Annotated in this window: 16 protein-coding genes; 13 read left to right on the forward strand and 3 right to left on the reverse strand. The window is 75.7% G+C overall.

Going from position 1 to position 16,852, the window contains the following annotated elements; all coding sequences use genetic code 11:
* Positions 1-168: 168 nt before the first annotated feature.
* From Q3W71_RS01785 to Q3W71_RS01825, 9 genes are all read left to right on the forward strand, one after another.
* Complete coding sequence (locus Q3W71_RS01785) at positions 169-1,920, forward strand: ATP-binding protein (protein ID WP_302917511.1); 1,752 nt, start codon at positions 169-171, stop codon at positions 1,918-1,920.
* Between the two features lie 13 nt (positions 1,921-1,933).
* Positions 1,934-3,082: an exonuclease SbcCD subunit D gene (locus tag Q3W71_RS01790; protein ID WP_302917512.1), complete on the forward strand. Its 1,149-nt coding sequence runs from the start codon at positions 1,934-1,936 to the stop codon at positions 3,080-3,082.
* The gene (locus Q3W71_RS01795; protein WP_302917513.1) at positions 3,082-5,556 is read left to right on the forward strand and encodes an SMC family ATPase; all 2,475 of its coding nucleotides are present in this window, start codon (positions 3,082-3,084) and stop codon (positions 5,554-5,556) included. The genes Q3W71_RS01790 and Q3W71_RS01795 overlap by 1 nt, the downstream gene beginning before the upstream one ends.
* A gap of 46 nt (positions 5,557-5,602) precedes the next feature.
* Entirely contained in the window at positions 5,603-6,568 is a 966-nt protein-coding gene (locus Q3W71_RS01800) for a hypothetical protein (RefSeq protein WP_302917514.1), read from the forward strand.
* Between the two features lie 180 nt (positions 6,569-6,748).
* On the forward strand, positions 6,749-7,606 hold the full coding sequence (locus Q3W71_RS01805; protein WP_302917515.1) for a spermidine synthase: 858 nt from the start codon (positions 6,749-6,751) through the stop codon (positions 7,604-7,606).
* Positions 7,607-7,689: 83 nt separating this feature from the next.
* A complete protein-coding gene (locus Q3W71_RS01810) occupies positions 7,690-8,382 on the forward strand; it encodes a sigma-70 family RNA polymerase sigma factor (protein WP_088995274.1) in 693 nt (230 codons plus the stop codon).
* Positions 8,379-9,164, forward strand: coding sequence for an anti-sigma factor (locus Q3W71_RS01815; protein WP_302917516.1), 786 nt, complete (start codon positions 8,379-8,381; stop codon positions 9,162-9,164). Before Q3W71_RS01810 ends, Q3W71_RS01815 begins: the two co-directional genes overlap by 4 nt.
* A 208-nt stretch (positions 9,165-9,372) precedes the next feature.
* The gene (locus Q3W71_RS01820; protein WP_302917517.1) at positions 9,373-10,023 is read left to right on the forward strand and encodes a hypothetical protein; all 651 of its coding nucleotides are present in this window, start codon (positions 9,373-9,375) and stop codon (positions 10,021-10,023) included.
* Positions 10,024-10,289: 266 nt separating this feature from the next.
* Positions 10,290-11,201, forward strand: coding sequence for a DNA-3-methyladenine glycosylase (locus Q3W71_RS01825; RefSeq protein WP_302917518.1), 912 nt, complete (start codon positions 10,290-10,292; stop codon positions 11,199-11,201).
* A 65-nt stretch (positions 11,202-11,266) separates the two neighbouring features.
* Here the strand turns inward: Q3W71_RS01825 and Q3W71_RS01830 are convergent, their stop codons facing one another.
* Both Q3W71_RS01830 and Q3W71_RS01835 read right to left on the reverse strand, forming a co-directional pair.
* Positions 11,267-11,770 (reverse strand): DUF1990 family protein, encoded by a 504-nt coding sequence (locus tag Q3W71_RS01830; protein ID WP_302917519.1) that lies wholly within the window; start codon positions 11,768-11,770, stop codon positions 11,267-11,269.
* Between the two features lie 79 nt (positions 11,771-11,849).
* Entirely contained in the window at positions 11,850-12,062 is a 213-nt protein-coding gene (locus Q3W71_RS01835) for a hypothetical protein (protein WP_302917520.1), read from the reverse strand.
* Positions 12,063-12,198: 136 nt separating this feature from the next.
* Here Q3W71_RS01835 and Q3W71_RS01840 point away from each other — a divergent pair, with 136 nt between their 5' ends.
* Both Q3W71_RS01840 and Q3W71_RS01845 read left to right on the forward strand, forming a co-directional pair.
* Positions 12,199-13,311, forward strand: coding sequence for an ATP-dependent DNA ligase (locus Q3W71_RS01840; RefSeq protein WP_302917521.1), 1,113 nt, complete (start codon positions 12,199-12,201; stop codon positions 13,309-13,311).
* A gap of 54 nt (positions 13,312-13,365) precedes the next feature.
* Entirely contained in the window at positions 13,366-14,928 is a 1,563-nt protein-coding gene (locus tag Q3W71_RS01845; RefSeq protein WP_302918697.1) for an alpha/beta hydrolase, read from the forward strand.
* Here the strand turns inward: Q3W71_RS01845 and Q3W71_RS01850 are convergent.
* Entirely contained in the window at positions 14,855-15,367 is a 513-nt protein-coding gene (locus Q3W71_RS01850) for a potassium channel family protein (RefSeq protein WP_302917522.1), read from the reverse strand. The genes Q3W71_RS01845 and Q3W71_RS01850 overlap by 74 nt on opposite strands.
* A 74-nt stretch (positions 15,368-15,441) precedes the next feature.
* Between Q3W71_RS01850 and Q3W71_RS01855 the strand changes: the two genes are divergently transcribed.
* Both Q3W71_RS01855 and Q3W71_RS01860 read left to right on the forward strand, forming a co-directional pair.
* The gene (locus tag Q3W71_RS01855) at positions 15,442-15,894 is read left to right on the forward strand and encodes a GNAT family N-acetyltransferase (RefSeq protein WP_302917523.1); all 453 of its coding nucleotides are present in this window, start codon (positions 15,442-15,444) and stop codon (positions 15,892-15,894) included.
* 389 nt (positions 15,895-16,283) lie between these two features.
* On the forward strand, positions 16,284-16,817 hold the full coding sequence (locus tag Q3W71_RS01860) for a hypothetical protein (RefSeq protein WP_302917524.1): 534 nt from the start codon (positions 16,284-16,286) through the stop codon (positions 16,815-16,817).
* The last annotated feature ends 35 nt before the right edge of the window (positions 16,818-16,852 follow it).

Raw genomic sequence — 16,852 nt, forward strand, 5'->3', positions numbered from 1 at the left:
TCACGTCACGGCCCACGGGATCACCCAGGGCACCCGCCCGCTCCCGCTCGGTGAGCGCCGCTCGTTCTCCCGGTGGCGTCCGCCGCGTCGCGTGGCGACCTGTCGTACTCCTCGGGCAGGATGCAGGGCGTGCGTCCCCACCCCGATGACCAGCCGACCGGAGTTGCGATGACCGACGACGACGTCGACGGCCCCGGCGAGGGGGTCGGGCGGGTGCTGGGCACGGCCGACGCCACCCCGCTGCAGTTCTGGACGGCGGTCTCCCCCGGCAGCTACCTGCAGCTCGACGACGTGGTGGTGACCCGGCGCGAGCTGCCCGACCGGGAGCCGGTGACCATCGCCGGGGTGGTCACCCAGGTGCGGGCCCGGCACGAGGGCGCCCAGTTCGACTCCGACGTCTTCGCCATCGCCGACGGCACCCTCCCGGCACAGGTGCAGGAGGCGGCCGAGATCACCACCACCCGGGTCGACCCCGAGCTCTACGTGCCGCCGTCGCCGGGCGCGGTCGTCCACCGCGCCGAGGGCGACGCGCGGGCCCGCGCGCTGCACTTCGACCGGATGGAGCGGCGGATCCCGATGGGCATGGGCCGCGACGGGGTACCGGTCTACCTCAACGCCGACTTCCTCGACGGCAGCCGGGGCGCGCACGTCTCCATCTCCGGCATCTCCGGCGTCGCCACCAAGACCAGCTTCGCCACCTTCCTGCTCTACTCGGTGTTCCGCTCCGGCGTGCTGGGCGGCGACGCGGTCAACGCCAAGGCGCTCATCTTCAACGTCAAGGGCGAGGACCTGCTCTTCCTCGACCACCCCAACACCCGCCTCGACGACGGCACCCGGGCCGGCTACGCCCGGCTCGGGCTCACCGCCGGCGCCTTCCCCGACGTCCGGGTCTACGCCCCGCCGCGGGTCGGCGACTCCTCCGGCACCCCCGACGTGAGCAGCCGGCTCACCGGGGTCGACAGCTTCTACTGGACGCTGAGCGAGTTCTGCGCCGACCGGCTGCTGCCGTACGTCTTCGCCGACGCCGACGACGAACGCCAGCAGTACACGATGGTGGTGCACTCGGTCGCCGCCCACCTGGCCCGGCACGCCCAGCCGGCCGACGGCGGGGTGAGCCTCGACGGGGTGCGCCTCGGCTCCTACGCCGACCTGGTCGACCACGTCGTCGAGCAGCTCAACGACGACGAGACCCGCTCGGAGTGGGCCGGCAGCGCGGTCGGGCTCGGCACTGTCAACGCGTTCGCCCGGCGGCTGATCGGCAGCAAGAAGGACCTCTCCCGGCTGATCCGGGGCGACCTGGCCACCCGCCGACCGCACTCGATCAACACCGCCGAGAGCGCCCAGGTCACCGTGGTCGACCTGCACAACCTGCCGGACCGCGCGCAGCGGTTCGTGGTCGGCGTGACGCTCAAGAGCGAGTTCGAGCGCAAGGAGAAGGCCGGCACCGCCAAGCCGCTGCTCTTCGTGGTGCTCGACGAGCTGAACAAGTACGCCCCACGCGAGGGCTCCTCCCCGATCAAGGAGGTGCTGCTCGACATCGCCGAGCGGGGCCGGTCGCTCGGGGTGATCCTGATCGGCGCCCAGCAGACGGCGAGCGAGGTCGAGCGGCGGATCGTCACCAACTCGGCGATCCGGGTGGTCGGCCGGCTCGACCCGGCCGAGGCGTCCCGCCCCGAGTACGGCTTCCTGCCGCCCGCCCAGCGGCAACGCGCGCTGCTGGCCAAGCCGGGCACGATGTTCGTCAACCAGCCCGACATCCCGGTGCCGCTCTGCCTGGAGTTCCCCTTCCCCGCCTGGGCTACCCGGGTCTCCGAGGCCGGCCGGGCCCCGTCCGAGACGTTGCGCTCGATCACCCAGTCCGCCGACCCGTTCGCGGTGGTCGGCTCGGGCGGCGGCGCCGACGACGACATCCCGTTCTAGGGGGCGAAGAGCCGTGAAGATCCTGCACACCTCGGACTGGCACGTCGGCAAGGTCCTCAAGGGGCAGTCGCGGGCCGAGGAGCACAAGCAGGTGCTGGCCGGGGTGATCGACATCGCCCGGGCCGAGCGGCCCGACCTGGTCATCGTCGCCGGTGACCTCTACGACACCGCCGCGCCGACGCCGGAGGCCACCCGGCTGGTCACCCGGGCGTTGACCGCGCTGCGGCGTACCGGCGCGGACGTGGTGGCCATCGGCGGCAACCACGACAACGGGCAGGCCCTGGACGCGCTGCGCCCGTGGGCCGAGGCCGCCGGCATCACGCTGCGCGGCGGGGTTCGCGAGAACCCCGACGAGCACGTCGTCGACGGCACCACCGCGGGCGGCGAGCGGTGGCGGCTGGCCGCGCTGCCGTTCCTGTCCCAGCGCTACGCCATCCGCGCGGTGGAGATGTACGAGCTGACCGCCGCCGAGACCACCCAGACCTACGCCGACCACCTGGGCCGGGTGCTGGCCCGGCTCACCGAGAGCTTCACCGAGCCCGACCGGGTGCACCTGGTCACCGCGCACCTGACGGTGGTCGGCGCGAGCACCGGCGGTGGCGAGCGGGACGCGCACACAGTGCTCGGCTACGCGGTGCCGGCGACGGTCTTCCCGGGCACCGCGCACTACGTGGCGCTCGGCCACCTGCACCGCTCCCAGCGGGTACAGGGGCCCTGCCCGATCCGCTACAGCGGCAGCCCGCTGGCGGTGGACTTCGGCGAGCAGGAGAACGTCCCGTCGGTGACGCTGGTCGAGGTGACCGCGACGACGGCGGCGCAGATCCGCGAGGTGCCGGTCGCCGCGGCGACCCCGCTGCGGACGGTCCGCGGCACGCTGGCCCAACTCGCCGAGATCGAGGCCCCGGAGGGCTGGCTGCGGGTCTACGTCCGGGAGCAGCCGCGCGCCGGGCTCCGCGAGGAGGTGCAGGAGCTGCTCCCCCGGGCGCTGGAGATCCGGATCGACCCGGAGCTGGTGCCGGCGCCGGGCAGCGGCACCCGGGTCGCCCAGCGGGCCGGCCGCTCGCCCCGGGAGCTGTTCGCCGACTACCTGAGCAGCCGGGGGCACGCCGACGACGGCGTCCGGGAGCTCTTCGACGAGCTCCTCGAAGAGGTGGATCACTGATGCGCCCGATGCGGCTGGACATGGCCGGCTTCACCGTCTTCCGCGAGGAGACGACGGTCGACTTCACCGACGCCGACTTCTTCGCCCTCGTCGGCCCCACCGGCTCGGGCAAGTCGACGGTGCTGGACGCGATCTGCTTCGCCCTCTACGGCACGGTGCCCCGCTGGGGCGGCGCCCGCGGCCTGGCCAACGCCCTCGCGCCGTCGGCCACCGAGGCCCGGGTCCGGCTGGTCTTCGAGTCCGGCGGCGCCCGCTACGTGGCCACCCGGGTGGTGCGCCGGGACGGCCGGGGCAACGTCAAGACGGCCAACGCCGGGCTCCAGCTGATGCCGGCCGGGTTCGACGTCACCAAGCTGGACACCGGGCTCAGCCCGGAGGACCTCGGCGAGGTGGTGGCCGGCACCCCGGCCGAGATGGACGAGGCGGTGCAGGAGGCGGTCGGGCTGCCGTACGAGCAGTTCACCAGCTGCGTGGTGCTGCCGCAGGGGCAGTTCGCCGACTTCCTGCACGCCAAGCCGGCCACCCGGCAGCAGATCCTGGTCAACCTGCTCGGCCTCGGGGTCTACGAGGAGGTACAGAAGAAGGCGACCGCGCGGGCCGCGCAGGCCGAGGCGCGGTTGGAGACGGTCGACCAGCTGCTCGGCGGGCTGACCGACATCGACGATGCCGCGCTGGCGGCGGCCACCGCCCAGGTCGACCGGTTGCGCGAGCTGGCCGCGGCGGTGGCGGCGGCCGTACCGGAGCTGGACGCGGCCCGCGCCGCGGCCGGCGAGGCGCACGCGGCGCTGGCCGCCCTCGACGCCGACCTGGCCGTGCTCGGCGCGGTGCGGGCGCCGGCCGGGGTGGCCGAGGTGGCCCGGGCGGTGACCGCCGCCCGCGCCGACGCCGACGCGGCGGCCACCGCGGTGGCGCTGGCCGAGGAGCGGGAGGAGAAGCTCCGTGGCGAGCTGGCCGCCGCCGGCGACGAGAGCGCGCTGCGGCTGCGGCTGAAGGCGTACGCCGACCGGGAGAAGCTGGCCGGCGAGGCCGACACGGTCCGGGCGGCGCTGGCCGGGGCCGGGGCCGAGCACGACGCGGCAGTGCGGGCGCTGGCCGAGGCGCGGGCGGCGGCCGAGCGGGCCGAGGAGGAGCTGGCGGCGGCGTTCCGGGCGCACGAGGAGGCGAAGGCCACCGACCAGGCGGTGGCGCTGCGGGCGCACCTGGCCGACGGCGACGCCTGCCCGGTCTGCGAGCAGGTGGTGGCCAGGGTGCCGGCGGTGCCCGCCGGTTCGGCGGTGGCCCGCGCGGTCGAGGCCGGCAAGGCCGCCCGGGCGGCGAGCGAGGCGGCCCGCCGGGTGGTGCAGGAACGTGACACGGCGGCCCGGGAGCTGGAGCGGGTGCTGGTGCAGGCCCGCGCCCGGCAGGACCAGCTGGACGGCCGGCTGGCCGAGTTGGACGCCCAGCTCGCCGGGGCCGCGACGGCGGAGGCGCTGCGGGAGCGGCTCGCCGAGCACGCCCGGCTCCGCCGCTCTCTGGACGAGGCCGGCGCGGCGGTGCGGGCGGGCCGGGAGGCGGCCCGCCGGGCCCGCGGCGCGGTGGACGCCGCCGAGCAGAAGCTGCGCGCGGCGTGGCGGGCGTTCGACGCGGCCCGGGACGGGCTGGCCCGGTTCGGCCCGCCGGCGGCCGACCGGGAGGACGTCGCGGCGGCCTGGGCCGCGCTCACCGACTGGGCCGGGGCCGAGGCGCAGCAGCGCCGGGCGGAGCGGGCCGGGCGGGCCGCCGCGGTGGCCGAGGCGGAGGCGGCCGCGGCCGGGGCGACGGAGCGGATCGCCGGCATCTTCGCCGCCGCCGGGCTGCCGCCCGCCGACGACCCGGTCCGCGCCGCCGCGGTGGCCGTCGAGCGGGCCGAGGCCGACCGGCGGCACCTGGTGCAGCGGCGCGAGCAGGCGGCCGGGCTGCGCGAGCAGCGCGCCGGGCACGAACGCGAGGCGCAGGTGGCCCGGGCCCTGGCCGGGCACCTGCGGGCCAACAACTTCGAGCGCTGGCTGCTGGCCGAGGCGTTGGACCTGCTGGTCGACGGCGCCTCCCGGATCCTGCGGGAGCTCTCCGGCGGCCAGTACGACCTGGTGCACGACAAGGGCGAGTTCTTCGTCGTCGACCACCACGACGCCGGGCTGCGCCGGGGCGTCCGCACCCTCTCCGGCGGCGAGACGTTCCAGGCGTCGCTGGCGCTCGCGCTGGCCCTCTCCGAGCAGCTGGCCGGGATGTCCACCACGGCGGCGAGCCTGGAGTCGATCGTGCTGGACGAGGGCTTCGGCACGCTCGACGCGGCCACCCTGGACACGGTGGCCGCCACCCTGGAGAGCCTGGCCGCCCGGGGTGACCGGATGGTCGGCGTGGTCACCCACGTGCCGGCGCTGGCCGAGCGCATCCCGGTCCGGTTCGAGGTACGCAAGGACGCCCGGTCGGCGCGCGTGGAACGGACCGGCCGGTGACCGCCGGCCCGGTCGGCGTCCCCGGCGTGCGGGAAGGGCGGGCCCGGTGAGCGCCCGGTTCTTCGTCGACGCGTGGGATCCCGCCTACGGGGCGTCGTTCGAGGCGTCGTCGGCCGGGCCGGCCGCGCCGAGCAGCGCGCAGGTCGACCCGGACGCCGAACTGCCGGCGGTGGACTGGCGCGCCATCGACGTGCGCCCGGGCCTGCGCGCCCCGGACGTGGTGCTGCTGGTCGACGGGGTGCGCCGGATCGACGCCAGCGTCTGGACGGCTGAGTCCGACGGCGGCTCCTTCCCCGGCCTGGCCGCCTCCTACGCGGCCGGGGTGGTCCGCTGCGACCTGCAACGGGGCGTGGCGCAACTGGCCGGCACCCGGGTGGGCCGGGGCCTGTTCACCGCCAGCCCGTCGGCCGAGGACGTGGTGGCCGGGCGGGTCCGCTATCCGGTGCACCGGGTCAGCGGCACCGGCGAGCTGGCCAAGCTGCCGGCCGCCGTGCAGGGCCCGCTGACCGCGCTGGAGGTGGAGGTCTCCGGCGCCGCCCGGGTCGACGGCGACCTGCTGGTGGTCGACGGTCCGCTGCGCAACCGGCGGCAGCTGCCCCGCACCCTCGGCTACATCAAGACCCAGCACAGCCAGTACCTGGACGCCCGGCTGACCGCGGTGGTCACCGGGCTGGCCGCGGGGCAGCGCTCCCCCGTCTTCCGGCTGGGCACCGCCTGGGGCGGCTGGTCCTGGTACCTGCGGCTGCCGGTGGCCGCCGGGGCGCCCTGGGCGGGCATCGTCCGGATGGAGTGCTCGGCCGACCTGACCGTCGAAGAGGCGGTCGAGCTGGCCGACCTGTCCCTGGTCACGCTGCCCCGGTTCGCCTCCACGCCGTACAAGGACCCGCGCGCCCCGCAGAACCTGATCCCGATCGCCGGGCTGGAACGCCGGCTGCGGGCGCTGCTCGGTGACGCCCGGCTGCTGCACCGGGCGCTGACCGCCGCCGCCCGCCCCACCGCCCGCCGCCCCTGACCAACCCGCCGGAGATCCACACCAGGTCAGGGATGTGGCGGTATCCGGACAGCCCGGACACCGCCAGGTCGCCGATCCGGAGTCGATCGAGCCGGGAAACCCGCCGGCGGCGGGGTGACCGGGCCTACCCGGGCGGGGTTCGCGGCGGGCCGGGCCGGGGCCGCCGGGATACTGGGCGGCATGGGGCGCAGGCGGGCCGGGGACCGGGTGGTCGAGCAGGTCGACACCGGGCTCGCCGAACTGGCGCCGGACCCGGACCGGGCCGGCTCCTGGACGCTGCTGCTGGACGGCGCCCCACAGTCACACGTCGACCTGGCCGACCCCACCCACCTGGAGTTCGAGTACGTCCGCCGGCTGGCCGCGGCGATCGACCTGGTCGCGCCGGCCGGCGCCCCGCTGCGGGTGCTGCACCTCGGCGGCGGCGCGCTGACCCTGCCCCGGTACGTCAGCGCCACCCGGCCGGGCTCGACCCAGCGGGTGGTCGAGGTGGACGGCGCGCTGGTGGACCTGGTCCGGCGGATGCTGCCGTGGCGCGCCGACCCGCGACTGCGGGTGCGGGTGGCCGACGCCCGGGCGGTGCTCGCCAGCACCCGCGACGCCAGTTGTGACCTGGTGGTCGCCGACGTCTTCGCCGGCGCCCGGACCCCGGCCCACCTGACCTCGGTCGAGTACGCCGCCGAGGTGGCCCGGGTGCTGCGCCCGCAGGGCTGGTACCTGGCCAACGTCGCCGACGGCCCGCCGCTGCGGTACGCCCGCGGCCAGCTCGCCACGGTCCGTTCGGTGCTGCCCCGGGCCTGCCTGGTCGGGGACGCGGCCGTGCTGCGCGGGCGGCGCTACGGCAACCTCGTGCTGGTGGCCGGCCGGGTCGAGCCGCCGGTGCCGGAGCTGACCCGGCGGGCCGCCGGGGACTGGTTCCCCGGCCGGGTGCTGGCCGGCGCGGAACTGGACCGGTTCGTCGGCGGCGCCCCGGTGGTGCGCGACGCCGGCGCCACCGCGTCGACGCCGCCACCGCCCGGGATTTTTTCCGTCCGGCGTTGATCCGTTCGCCCCGGCGCTGCGTACCACCGGGCGGCCATGCCCGTGGGGGGAGGGCCGATGTCATCGGACACCCGGAGGTCTGCATGCATGCGGTGGCGGTCGGCTGGCACGGCGACTCGGTGCGGGCGGACTGGATGTCGGCGCGGTCCCAGTCGCGGTCGACCCGGTCCGCACGCGGGGTCGACGCCCGCCCGTCGCCTCGCCAGAATGACCCGGTGACGCCGCGACCGGCGCCGGGACGCCACCAGGCGGCGTCGTCCGAGGCCGCTCACTCCGACCAGCTGATCCGGCTGCTCTACGCCGAGCACGCCGGGCCGCTGCTGATGTTCGTCATGCGGCTGACCGGTGGGGACCGGCAGCGCGCGGAGGACATCGTGCAGGAGACCCTGCTGCGGGCCTGGCGCAACGCGCACCGCCTGGGGGCGCAGGGGCAGGGGTCGCTGCGGCCCTGGCTGGTCACCGTGGCGCGCCGGATCGCCATCGACGAGCACCGCAGCGAGCAGGCCCGCCCGGCCGAGACGTACGACCGGGACCTGACCGCGTTCGCCGAGGCGGACAGCACCGACCGGGTGCTGCGGACGATGACCGTGGCGGACGCGCTGCGTACGCTGAGCCAGTCGCACCGGGAGATCCTGGTGGCCACGTACTTCCGCGGCCGGACGGTGCCCGAGGCGGCGGAGGAGCTGGGGCTTCCGCTGGGCACCGCCAAGTCGCGGGTCTACTACGCGCTGCGCGCGCTGCGCACGGCTCTGCAGGAACGGGGGGTGACGGAATGAGCCGGGCGGACCACATGGACGTCGCGGCGTACGCGCTGGGCGTGCTGGACGAGCAGGACACCGAACGGTTCGAGGAGCACCTCGCCACCTGCTGGGCGTGCGCCGCGGAGCTGGAGACCATGGTGCCGGTGGTGGGGCTGCTCTCCGGCATCGACGGCGAGACGATGTCCGCGCTGGAGCAGACCCAGACCGACCCGGCCCTGCTGGACCGCACCCTGGTCGCGGTCCGGGCCGACCGGCGGCGTACCCGGTTGCGCCAGCTGCTGGCCACCGCGGCCGCCGTGGTGGTGCTCGGCGGCCTGACCGGGATCGGCTTCGCCAGCGTGGTCGAGCGGGACGAGGCGCCGCCGGACGTGGTCGCCGGACCGACCACCGGCGCCCCGGCCACCCCGCCGGACCAGACGCGCTCAACCGGCCCGAACGAACCGGGCCTCGGCGGCACCGAGGAGGAGGGCGACCGGCACGACGTGGTGGACTCCAGCACCGGCGTGAAGGCGACGTTCTTCGTGGTGTCGAAGGAGTTCGGCACCCGGGTCAACTTCAGCCTCTCCCGGCTGCCCGGGCCGCGCACCTGCCGGCTCGTGGTGGTACGCAAGAACGCCACCGCCGAGGTGATCTCCACCTGGTCGGTGCCGGGCGGCGGCTACGGCACCAACACCAACACCCAGCTGCTGACCCTGTCGGCGGCCACGTCGACGCCGGTCGACGACATCAAGCAGTTCCAGGTGCAGTCGGTGGACGCGAACGGGGTGGCGAGCCCGCTGGTGACCGTACCGGTCTGACCCGTCGACACCGATCGGCGCCGGCCCGCGACAATGGCCGGCGCCGATCGGTCGTTGGTTTTCCCGAATGGCCGCCGTCGATGGCGCGCACGCAGCCGGGTCACGCCCGGTTCAACCATTCCTTGTGAAATTGGCCACGGATCCGATTTCAACCTTGACAGCCCTCGTGCCGTATTACCCGGTGAACTGCCAAGCATGAGGAGGGCACGTGGCACAGATGAAGCGGACCGTCATCGTCGCGAGCGCGATGGTCGCACTTACGGCCTGCGCTCCCGCGGGCTACGACGGGGCGAACCAGAGCGCGGCCGAGCCGGTCGCCGTCGCCGCGGCCGAGCCCACCGCGACGGCTGAACCGGAGGCGTCGGCATCCGCGGAGGCCCCGGCGGCCGACGCGCCGCCGCCCGCCGACGTCGAACTCACCGACCGGCTGATCGGCAAGAAGGTCGCCCGGATGGGCAGCGTGGTGACCGACCAGGACGGCTGGATCCTGTACCGCTTCGACAAGGACACCAACGACCCGGCGGCGTCCAACTGCGTCGACAAGTGCGCGGAGGTCTGGCCGCCGGCGCTCACCGACGGCAACCCGCAGCTCAACGGCGTCTCCGACGACAAGGTCGGCACCGTCACCCGGCAGGACGGCACCCGGCAGATCACCCTGGACGGCTGGCCGCTGTACCGCTACATCGGCGACAAGAAGCCCGGCCAGTGGAAGGGCCAGGGCGTCGGTGGCACCTGGTTCGTGGTGGCCCCGGACGGCAAGAAGAACCTGACCTGCCTGCCGACCGGCACGCCGAAGCCGGTGGCCCCGCCCTCGGACGACCAGGGCGCGCCGGCCGGCGACTCCGGCTACTCGTACTGACCCACGTCAGGCCCGGTGGCCGGTCGCAGCCGGGGAGGGCGCGGCCGGTCACCGTCGTCGGCCGGGTCGGCGGCACCGGCCGCCGGTCCGGGCGCCCGGGAGCGGGCCCGGGTCGGTGGCGCGCCCACGCCAGCAGGCGCTGCCCACCGGCACTCCCGAACCCACGGTCGGCATTCCGGCGGCCCACTGTCGGAGGGAGCACCGCCGACGCCACGCGCGTCGGCGGTGTCGTGTGTCACCCGGACCGCCCGTGACAGCATGTCCCGGTGACCGAACCCACCGCGCGCCGGGCGCTGCGCCCGCCGGCCGGCTACCGGCTGGCCGCGTCGGTGCGGGCGCTCACCTTCAGCCCGTACGACCCGTGCGCGCGGATCGCCGGCGGCGCCCTCTGGTGGGCCACCCGCACCCCGGCCGGTCCGGCCACCCTGGCCCTGCGCCCGGCCGCCGGCGAGCTGGTCGCCGAGGGGTACGGCCCGGGCGCCGACTGGGTGGTGGACCGGGCGGACGCGGTGGCCGGGCTGCGCGACGACCTCACCGGGTTCGCCACGCTCGCCGCCGCCCACCCGGTGGTGGCCCGGCTGGCGGCGCAGCACCGGGGGCTACGGATGCCGGCCACCGGGCTGGTCTTCCCCCGGCTGCTGCGGGCGGTCTTCGAGCAGAAGGTGACCGGCAAGGAGGCCTACCGGGCGTACGCGGCGACGGTGCGGCACTTCGGCGAGCCGGCGCCGGGCCCGCTGCCGCTGCTGCTGCCGCCGGAGCCGGCCGCCGTGGCGGCCAGCCCCTACTGGGTGTTCCACCCGTTCGGGGTGGAGCAGCGCCGGGCCGAGACGCTGCGCCGCGCGGCGGCCGCCGCCGACCGGTTGCAGCGCTGCGCGGACGCCGCCGAGGCCACCCGCCGGCTCACCGCGATCGCCGGCATCGGCCCGTGGACCGCCGCCGAGGTGGTCCGGGTCGCCTACGGCGATCCGGACGCGGTCAGCGTCGGCGACTACCACATCCCGAACACGGTGGCCTGGGCGCTGGCCGGCGAGCCGCGCGGCGACGACGCCCGGATGCTGGCCCTGCTGGAGCCGTTCCGCGGCCACCGGGGCCGGGTCTGCCTACTGCTGGAGGCCGCCGGCGTGCAGGCGCCGAAGTTCGGACCCCGCGCCCCGATCCGCTCCTTCGCCCGGTTCTGAGCGCCAGCTCCGGCACGCGCCGGGGAACGATCACGACCATGCCGCCGGCCGGCGCCGGCGCGGCGTCAGCGGCGGGCGCAGAGCCGGCGCAGCGTGCGCCCCAGCCACCAGGCGTACGCGTGCTGGAAGAGCCGGCCGGCCGGCCCGGCCGCGCGCATCAGGAACCCGCCGGGGCGGCTGAACGCCACCACCTCGAACCAGACCCGGCCGGCGGCGTCGCGGCTGACCACGAACGCCTCCTCGCCGCGCGCCGGGTGCCCGGGGAGCGTGCCGTAGCCGAAGCCGGCCCGGTCTCCGTCGTCGACGGCCCAGACCACCTGGCAGGGCGCGGCCAGCCGCAGCGCACCGACGCCCAGCCGGGAGACGACCCGCACCCCGGGCTCGGCGCGGGCGGCGTCGGTGTCCATCCGGATCCCGGCCGACCGGTGCAGGCGCCAGGAGAGCACTGCCGCGCCGGCGGCGGTGAAACAGCCGTCCGGCAGGCGGACCCGGTGCCGCACGTGCCGCCAGCCGTCCGGCAGCCGCCCGTCGCGGGTGGCGCCGACGTGCGGATAGGTCAGTGCCGGCACGCGCACCCCCAGGCTCGACGGATCACCGCCAGCGTACGGGCGGCCGGAGCCGACGCCCCGCCGGCCGGCCCGGCCCGGCTCAGGCCGCCTCGCGCAGGTCGGCCAGTTCCAGCGGAGTGCTCCGGCGCAGCAGCTCCTCCAGCTCGGCCACCGAACCCACCTCGCCGAGCACGTTCTTGCCGCCGCCGAACCGCCGCGGATAGCGGTGCACCAGCCGGTAGCGGTACCGGCCCCGGATCAGCTCGACGCTGACCCGCCAGCGACCGCAACACCCGCAGACCCACTCGGACACCCCGCGAAAGTAGCTCTGACCTGCGGGTATCTGATCCGGTCGGCGGGGCGCAAGCGGGACGACGCGGGACACGCCACCCGGGTGCCGGCGGTGATCCGCCTCACCGCTGTCGGTGCCGTCTGGTTGACTGGTCGCCGTGGAGCTGCCGATCAATCCGCCGGTCGAGCCGATGCTGGCCAAGAGCGTCGCGAAGATCCCCACCGCCGCCGGGATGACCTACGAACCGAAGTGGGACGGCTTCCGGTGCATCGTCTTCCGCGACGGCGACGAGGTCGAGCTGGCCAGCCGGGGCGGCAAGACGATGACCCGCTACTTCCCCGAGGTGGTCGAGCAGGCCCGGCGGCAACTGCCCGAGCGGTGCGCGGTCGACGGCGAGCTGATCGTGATCCGCCGCGACGGGCCGGGCGGCCAGCCCCGGCTCGACTTCGAGCTGCTGGCCCAGCGCATCCACCCGGCCGCCTCCCGGGTGAAGCTGCTCGCCGAGACCACCCCGGCCGACTTCGTCGCGTTCGACCTGCTGGCGCTCGGCGACGAAACGCTGCTCGACGCGCCCTACCCGCAGCGGCGGGCCCGATTGGAGGCCGCGCTGGCCGGGGTGCGCCCGCCGGTGCACGTTACCCAGATCACCACCGACCCGGAGACCGCGCACCGCTGGTTCGACGTCTTCGAGGGTGCCGGCCTGGACGGGCTGATCGCCAAGCCGGCCGACCTGCCGTACGAGCCGGGCAAGCGGCTGATGTTCAAGGTCAAGCACGCCCGCACGGCCGACGTGGTGGTGGCGGGTTTCCGCTGGCACAAGTCCGGCCCGGTGGTGGGTTCGCTGCTGCTCGGCCTCTACGACGACGCCGGCGTGCTGCACCACGTCGGGGTGTGCGCCTCGTTCACCATGGCCCGCCGGGCCGAGTTGCTCGACGAGCTGGCGCCCTACCGGGACGCCGGTGCCGAGCACCCGTGGGTGCACGGCGACCACGAGCGGGGCCAGCGGATCCCGGGCGGGGTCAGCCGGTGGACCGGCACCAAGAACCTGGAGTGGGAGCCGCTGCGTCCCGACCTGGTGGTCGAGGTCGGCTACGACGCCATGGAGGGCGACCGGTTCCGGCACACCGCCCAGTTCGTCCGCTGGCGGCCCGACCGCGACCCGCGCTCCTGCGGCTACGACCAGCTCGACCGCCCGGTCCGGTTCGACGTGGACCAGGTGCTGCGCGGTGACCCCGCGGCGACCGTCGGGTCCGCCGCCGGTCCGGCGTAGCCTGGCCGTCGACCCGATCACGGAGGCTCGCTCGTGACCCGCACTTCCGACCGGATCCGCCGGTTCCGGCTCACCCTGGCCGGGCTGGCCGGCGCCGCGCTGGTCGCCGCCGGCTGCACCCTCCCGGCGCTCGCGCCGCGGACGGACACCGACGGCGAGGCGGCCGCGCCGGGCACCGCGCCGACCTGGCGGGCCTGCCCGGAGGTGGCCGAGGAGCTGGTCGGGCGGGGCGCGCCGGGCATGCGCTACGAGTGCGCCCGGATCGCGGTGCCGCGCAACTGGGGCACCGGCACCGGGGCCACCGCCGGGCCGGGCGTCGGCGAGACCTTCGAGATCGCGCTGCTGCGGGCCCGCTCCACCAAGCAGCGCGACCGGATCGGCTCGCTGGTGGTCAACCCGGGCGGCCCCGGCGGATCCGGCGTGGACACCGCCGTCTACCTCTCCTTCGGCCCGGCGTTCGGCGGCCTGCCGGCCTCGGTGACCGACCGCTTCGACATCGTCGGCTTCGACCCGCGCGGGGTGTCCCGGTCCAGCCCGGTGAAGTGCATCTCCGACGCCGACCTGGACGCCAGCTTCGGCTACGACCCGGACCCGGCGAGCCAGGCGGCGTTCGACGGGTTCGTCGCGCTCAGCCAGCGGATCGGGCGGGGCTGCGGAGAGCGCTACGGCGACCAGTTGCCGCTCTACGGCACCGAGCAGGCCGCCCGGGACATGGACGCGGTGCGCGCCGCCGTCGGCGACGACAAGCTCACCTACCTCGGCTACTCCTACGGCACCCTGCTCGGCGCCACCTACGCCCAGCTCTACCCGCAGCGGGTGCGCGCCCTGGTGCTCGACGGCGCGGTCGACCCGAAGATGGGGCTGATCGCCGGCTCGGAGAGCCAGGCCAAGGGCTTCGAGCGGGCGTTCGACAACTTCACCCGGTGGTGCGCCGCCAACGCCGGCCGCTGCCCGATCGCGCCGGACGCCCGGGCCGCGGTCACCTCGGCGATCGACAAGGCGCGGGTCTCGCCGGTGCGCGGCGCCGACGGGCGGGAGGCGACCCCCGGCTGGGTCTTCTACGCGGTCATCTCCTCGCTCTACACCGAGTCCGGGTGGCAGGAGCTGGCCCGGGCCGTCGACCGGCTGGAGGGCGGCGACCCGGAGCAGGTGTTCCGCCTCGCCGACGCGTACGCCGGCCGCGAGGAGGACGGGCACTACTCCAACCTGTTCGACGCCAACCTGGCGGTGAACTGCGCCGACGAGGAGGAGAAGCCGAGCCGGGAGCGGATCCGCCAGTTGCAGTCGCAGTGGCGGGAGAAGTACCCGCTGTTCGGTCCGGCGCTCGCCGTCGGCATGCTCTCCTGCACCGAGTGGCCCGGTGGCCGCGACCCGTACCCGACCGGCCGGGCCGACGGGGCGCCGCCGATCGTGGTGGTCGGCACCACCGGCGACCCGGCGACCCCCTACGAGCAGACCGCCGCGCTCGCCACGATGCTCGGGGTGGGCCGGGTGCTGACCTGGGAGGGCGAGGGGCACACCGCCTATCCGCAGACCACCTGCATCACCGCGGCCGTCGACGCCTACCTGATCGACCTGACCGTTCCCAGGCCGGGGCTGCGCTGCCCGGCCCGCTGACCGGGCGCTCCGCCGGCAGGTCCGGCAGCTCGATGCCGTGCCGGGTGGCGAGTTCCTCCAGCAGCGCCCGCATCCGGCGTACGTCGGCCTTGAGCTGCTCCTGCTCCTCGTGCTCGAAGGCGTCGTCGTCGACGATCAGCCGGCTGGCGAAGTGCGCGGTGATCAGTGGGATGACCAGCAGGACCATGGTGGAGATGAGCAGCGCGGCCAGGGTACGGCCGGCCCAGCTGGTGGGTGAGATGTCGCCGTACCCGACGGTGGAGGCGGTCACCACCGCCCACCAGACCGCGTCGGCCGGGGTGCGGTTCTCCACCTCGCCGTAGATGACGCCGGCCACCACGATCATCAGCAGATACGAGGTGATCAGCGTCCGGGGCGAGTTGGCGAACCAGACCAGCCCCCGGTAGATCAACCGGAACGGCAGCAGCAGGGCGTCCATGTCGCACCATGCTGCCCGGTGGCGGCAACCGGTGCCCGCACATCGGCCGGGGTCGCTGTGCCAGGCTCACCGGCATGAGCGAAGTGATCTTCCGTGAGGCCGTCCGGGCCGATCTGCCCGCCATCGTCGCCCTGCTCGCCGACGACGTGCTCGGCAAGGCGCGCGACCACACCGAGGTGGACGCGGCGTACGAGAAGGCGTTCGCCGACATCACCGCCGATCCGCGCAACCAGCTGATCGTGGCCGACGCCGACGGCGAACTGCTCGGCTGCATGCAGCTGACCTACATTCCCGGCCTCGGCCGGCACGGCGCCGAACGGCAGCTCATCGAGTCGGTGCGGATCCGCTCGGACCGGCGTGGCCAGGGGCTCGGCCGGACGATGATGACCTGGGCGATCGACCAGGCGAAGCAGCGGGGCTGCGCGCTGGTGCAGCTCACCACTGACAAGACCCGCCACGACGCGCACCGCTTCTACCTGGGCCTCGGCTTCGTCGCCAGCCACGAGGGCATGAAGCTCCCGCTCTGACGGCTCCCCGGCGAGATCCACGCGACCCCGGCGGGCACCGCTCGCCGTCGCGCGGTGGCCGGCCGGGGCGGCACGGGCGGCGACGCTCGCCGTCGCACTGCCGGCCGAAGGCGATGCGGGCGGTGACGCTCGCCGTCGCACTGCCGCCGGCCGAGGCGGCGCGGGCGGTGACGCTCGCCGTCGCACTGCCGCCGGCCGAGGCGATGCGGGCGGTGACGCTCGCCGTCGCGCTGCCGCCGGCCGGGGCGGCGTGCGGGGCCAGGCCGCCGCCGCGATCCGCCGGGCGGGCCACGCTCCCCCGCGTCGGGGAGCGGGGTCCCCCGGCGGCGGGGTGTCCGGCCCTCCTCGGCCGGCCAGGCTGGAACGGCCGCCGAGGAACGGAGACCGTCATGAGCAGCGCAACCGCCGTCGCCGCCGCCCCGTCACGCCACCCCCGCGACGGGCGACCGGCACCCCGGTGGGCGGTGCGGACCGCCCACCTGATCCCCCTGCTCACCCTCCCGTCCGGGCTGTGGCGCGTCGCGCTGGTGGCCGGCGTACCACTCGGCACGGTGGGCGTGGACGAGCCGATCCGAGGGTGGCTCGCCGCGTACATCGTGTCGCTGAGCCTGGTCTCCGAGGCGCTCGCGCTGCTCGCGATCGGGCTGGTCCGGCCGTGGGGCGAGGTCTTCCCGCGCTGGCTGCCGCTGGTCGGCGGCCGGCGGGTGCCACCGCCGTTCGCCGTCACCGCGGCCACCGCCGGCGCCGTCGCGCTCATCCTGATCTGGGGGTACGCCGCGGTCAACGTGGTGCTGGGCGACGGGACGGGCTTCACGCCGGCCGGCTGGGTGCTGATGCTCGCCTGCTACACGCCGCTGCTGCTCTGGGGGCCGCTGCTGCTCGCCCTCACCGTGGCCTACCACCGGCGCCGCTGCCGGGACTGAGCCCCGGACCGGCCCGGGACCGGCAGCCGGAGCGG

Origin of the sequence: Micromonospora sp. C28SCA-DRY-2 (assembly GCF_030519475.1) — a bacterium.
GTDB lineage: Bacteria > Actinomycetota > Actinomycetes > Mycobacteriales > Micromonosporaceae > Micromonospora.

Excerpts from the sequence above, each read along its gene's own strand:
- Q3W71_RS01795 (WP_302917513.1), top strand. The coding sequence starts at position 3,082 with ATGCGCCCGATGCGGCTGGACATGGCCGGCTTCACCGTCTTCCGCGAG.
- Q3W71_RS01850 (WP_302917522.1), bottom strand. The coding sequence starts at position 15,367 with ATGGACGCCCTGCTGCTGCCGTTCCGGTTGATCTACCGGGGGCTGGTC.
- Q3W71_RS01810 (WP_088995274.1), top strand. The coding sequence starts at position 7,690 with ATGCATGCGGTGGCGGTCGGCTGGCACGGCGACTCGGTGCGGGCGGAC.
- Q3W71_RS01805 (WP_302917515.1), top strand. The coding sequence starts at position 6,749 with ATGGGGCGCAGGCGGGCCGGGGACCGGGTGGTCGAGCAGGTCGACACC.
- Q3W71_RS01855 (WP_302917523.1), top strand. The coding sequence starts at position 15,442 with ATGAGCGAAGTGATCTTCCGTGAGGCCGTCCGGGCCGATCTGCCCGCC.
- Q3W71_RS01860 (WP_302917524.1), top strand. The coding sequence starts at position 16,284 with ATGAGCAGCGCAACCGCCGTCGCCGCCGCCCCGTCACGCCACCCCCGC.
- Q3W71_RS01815 (WP_302917516.1), top strand. The coding sequence starts at position 8,379 with ATGAGCCGGGCGGACCACATGGACGTCGCGGCGTACGCGCTGGGCGTG.
- Q3W71_RS01785 (WP_302917511.1), top strand. The coding sequence starts at position 169 with ATGACCGACGACGACGTCGACGGCCCCGGCGAGGGGGTCGGGCGGGTG.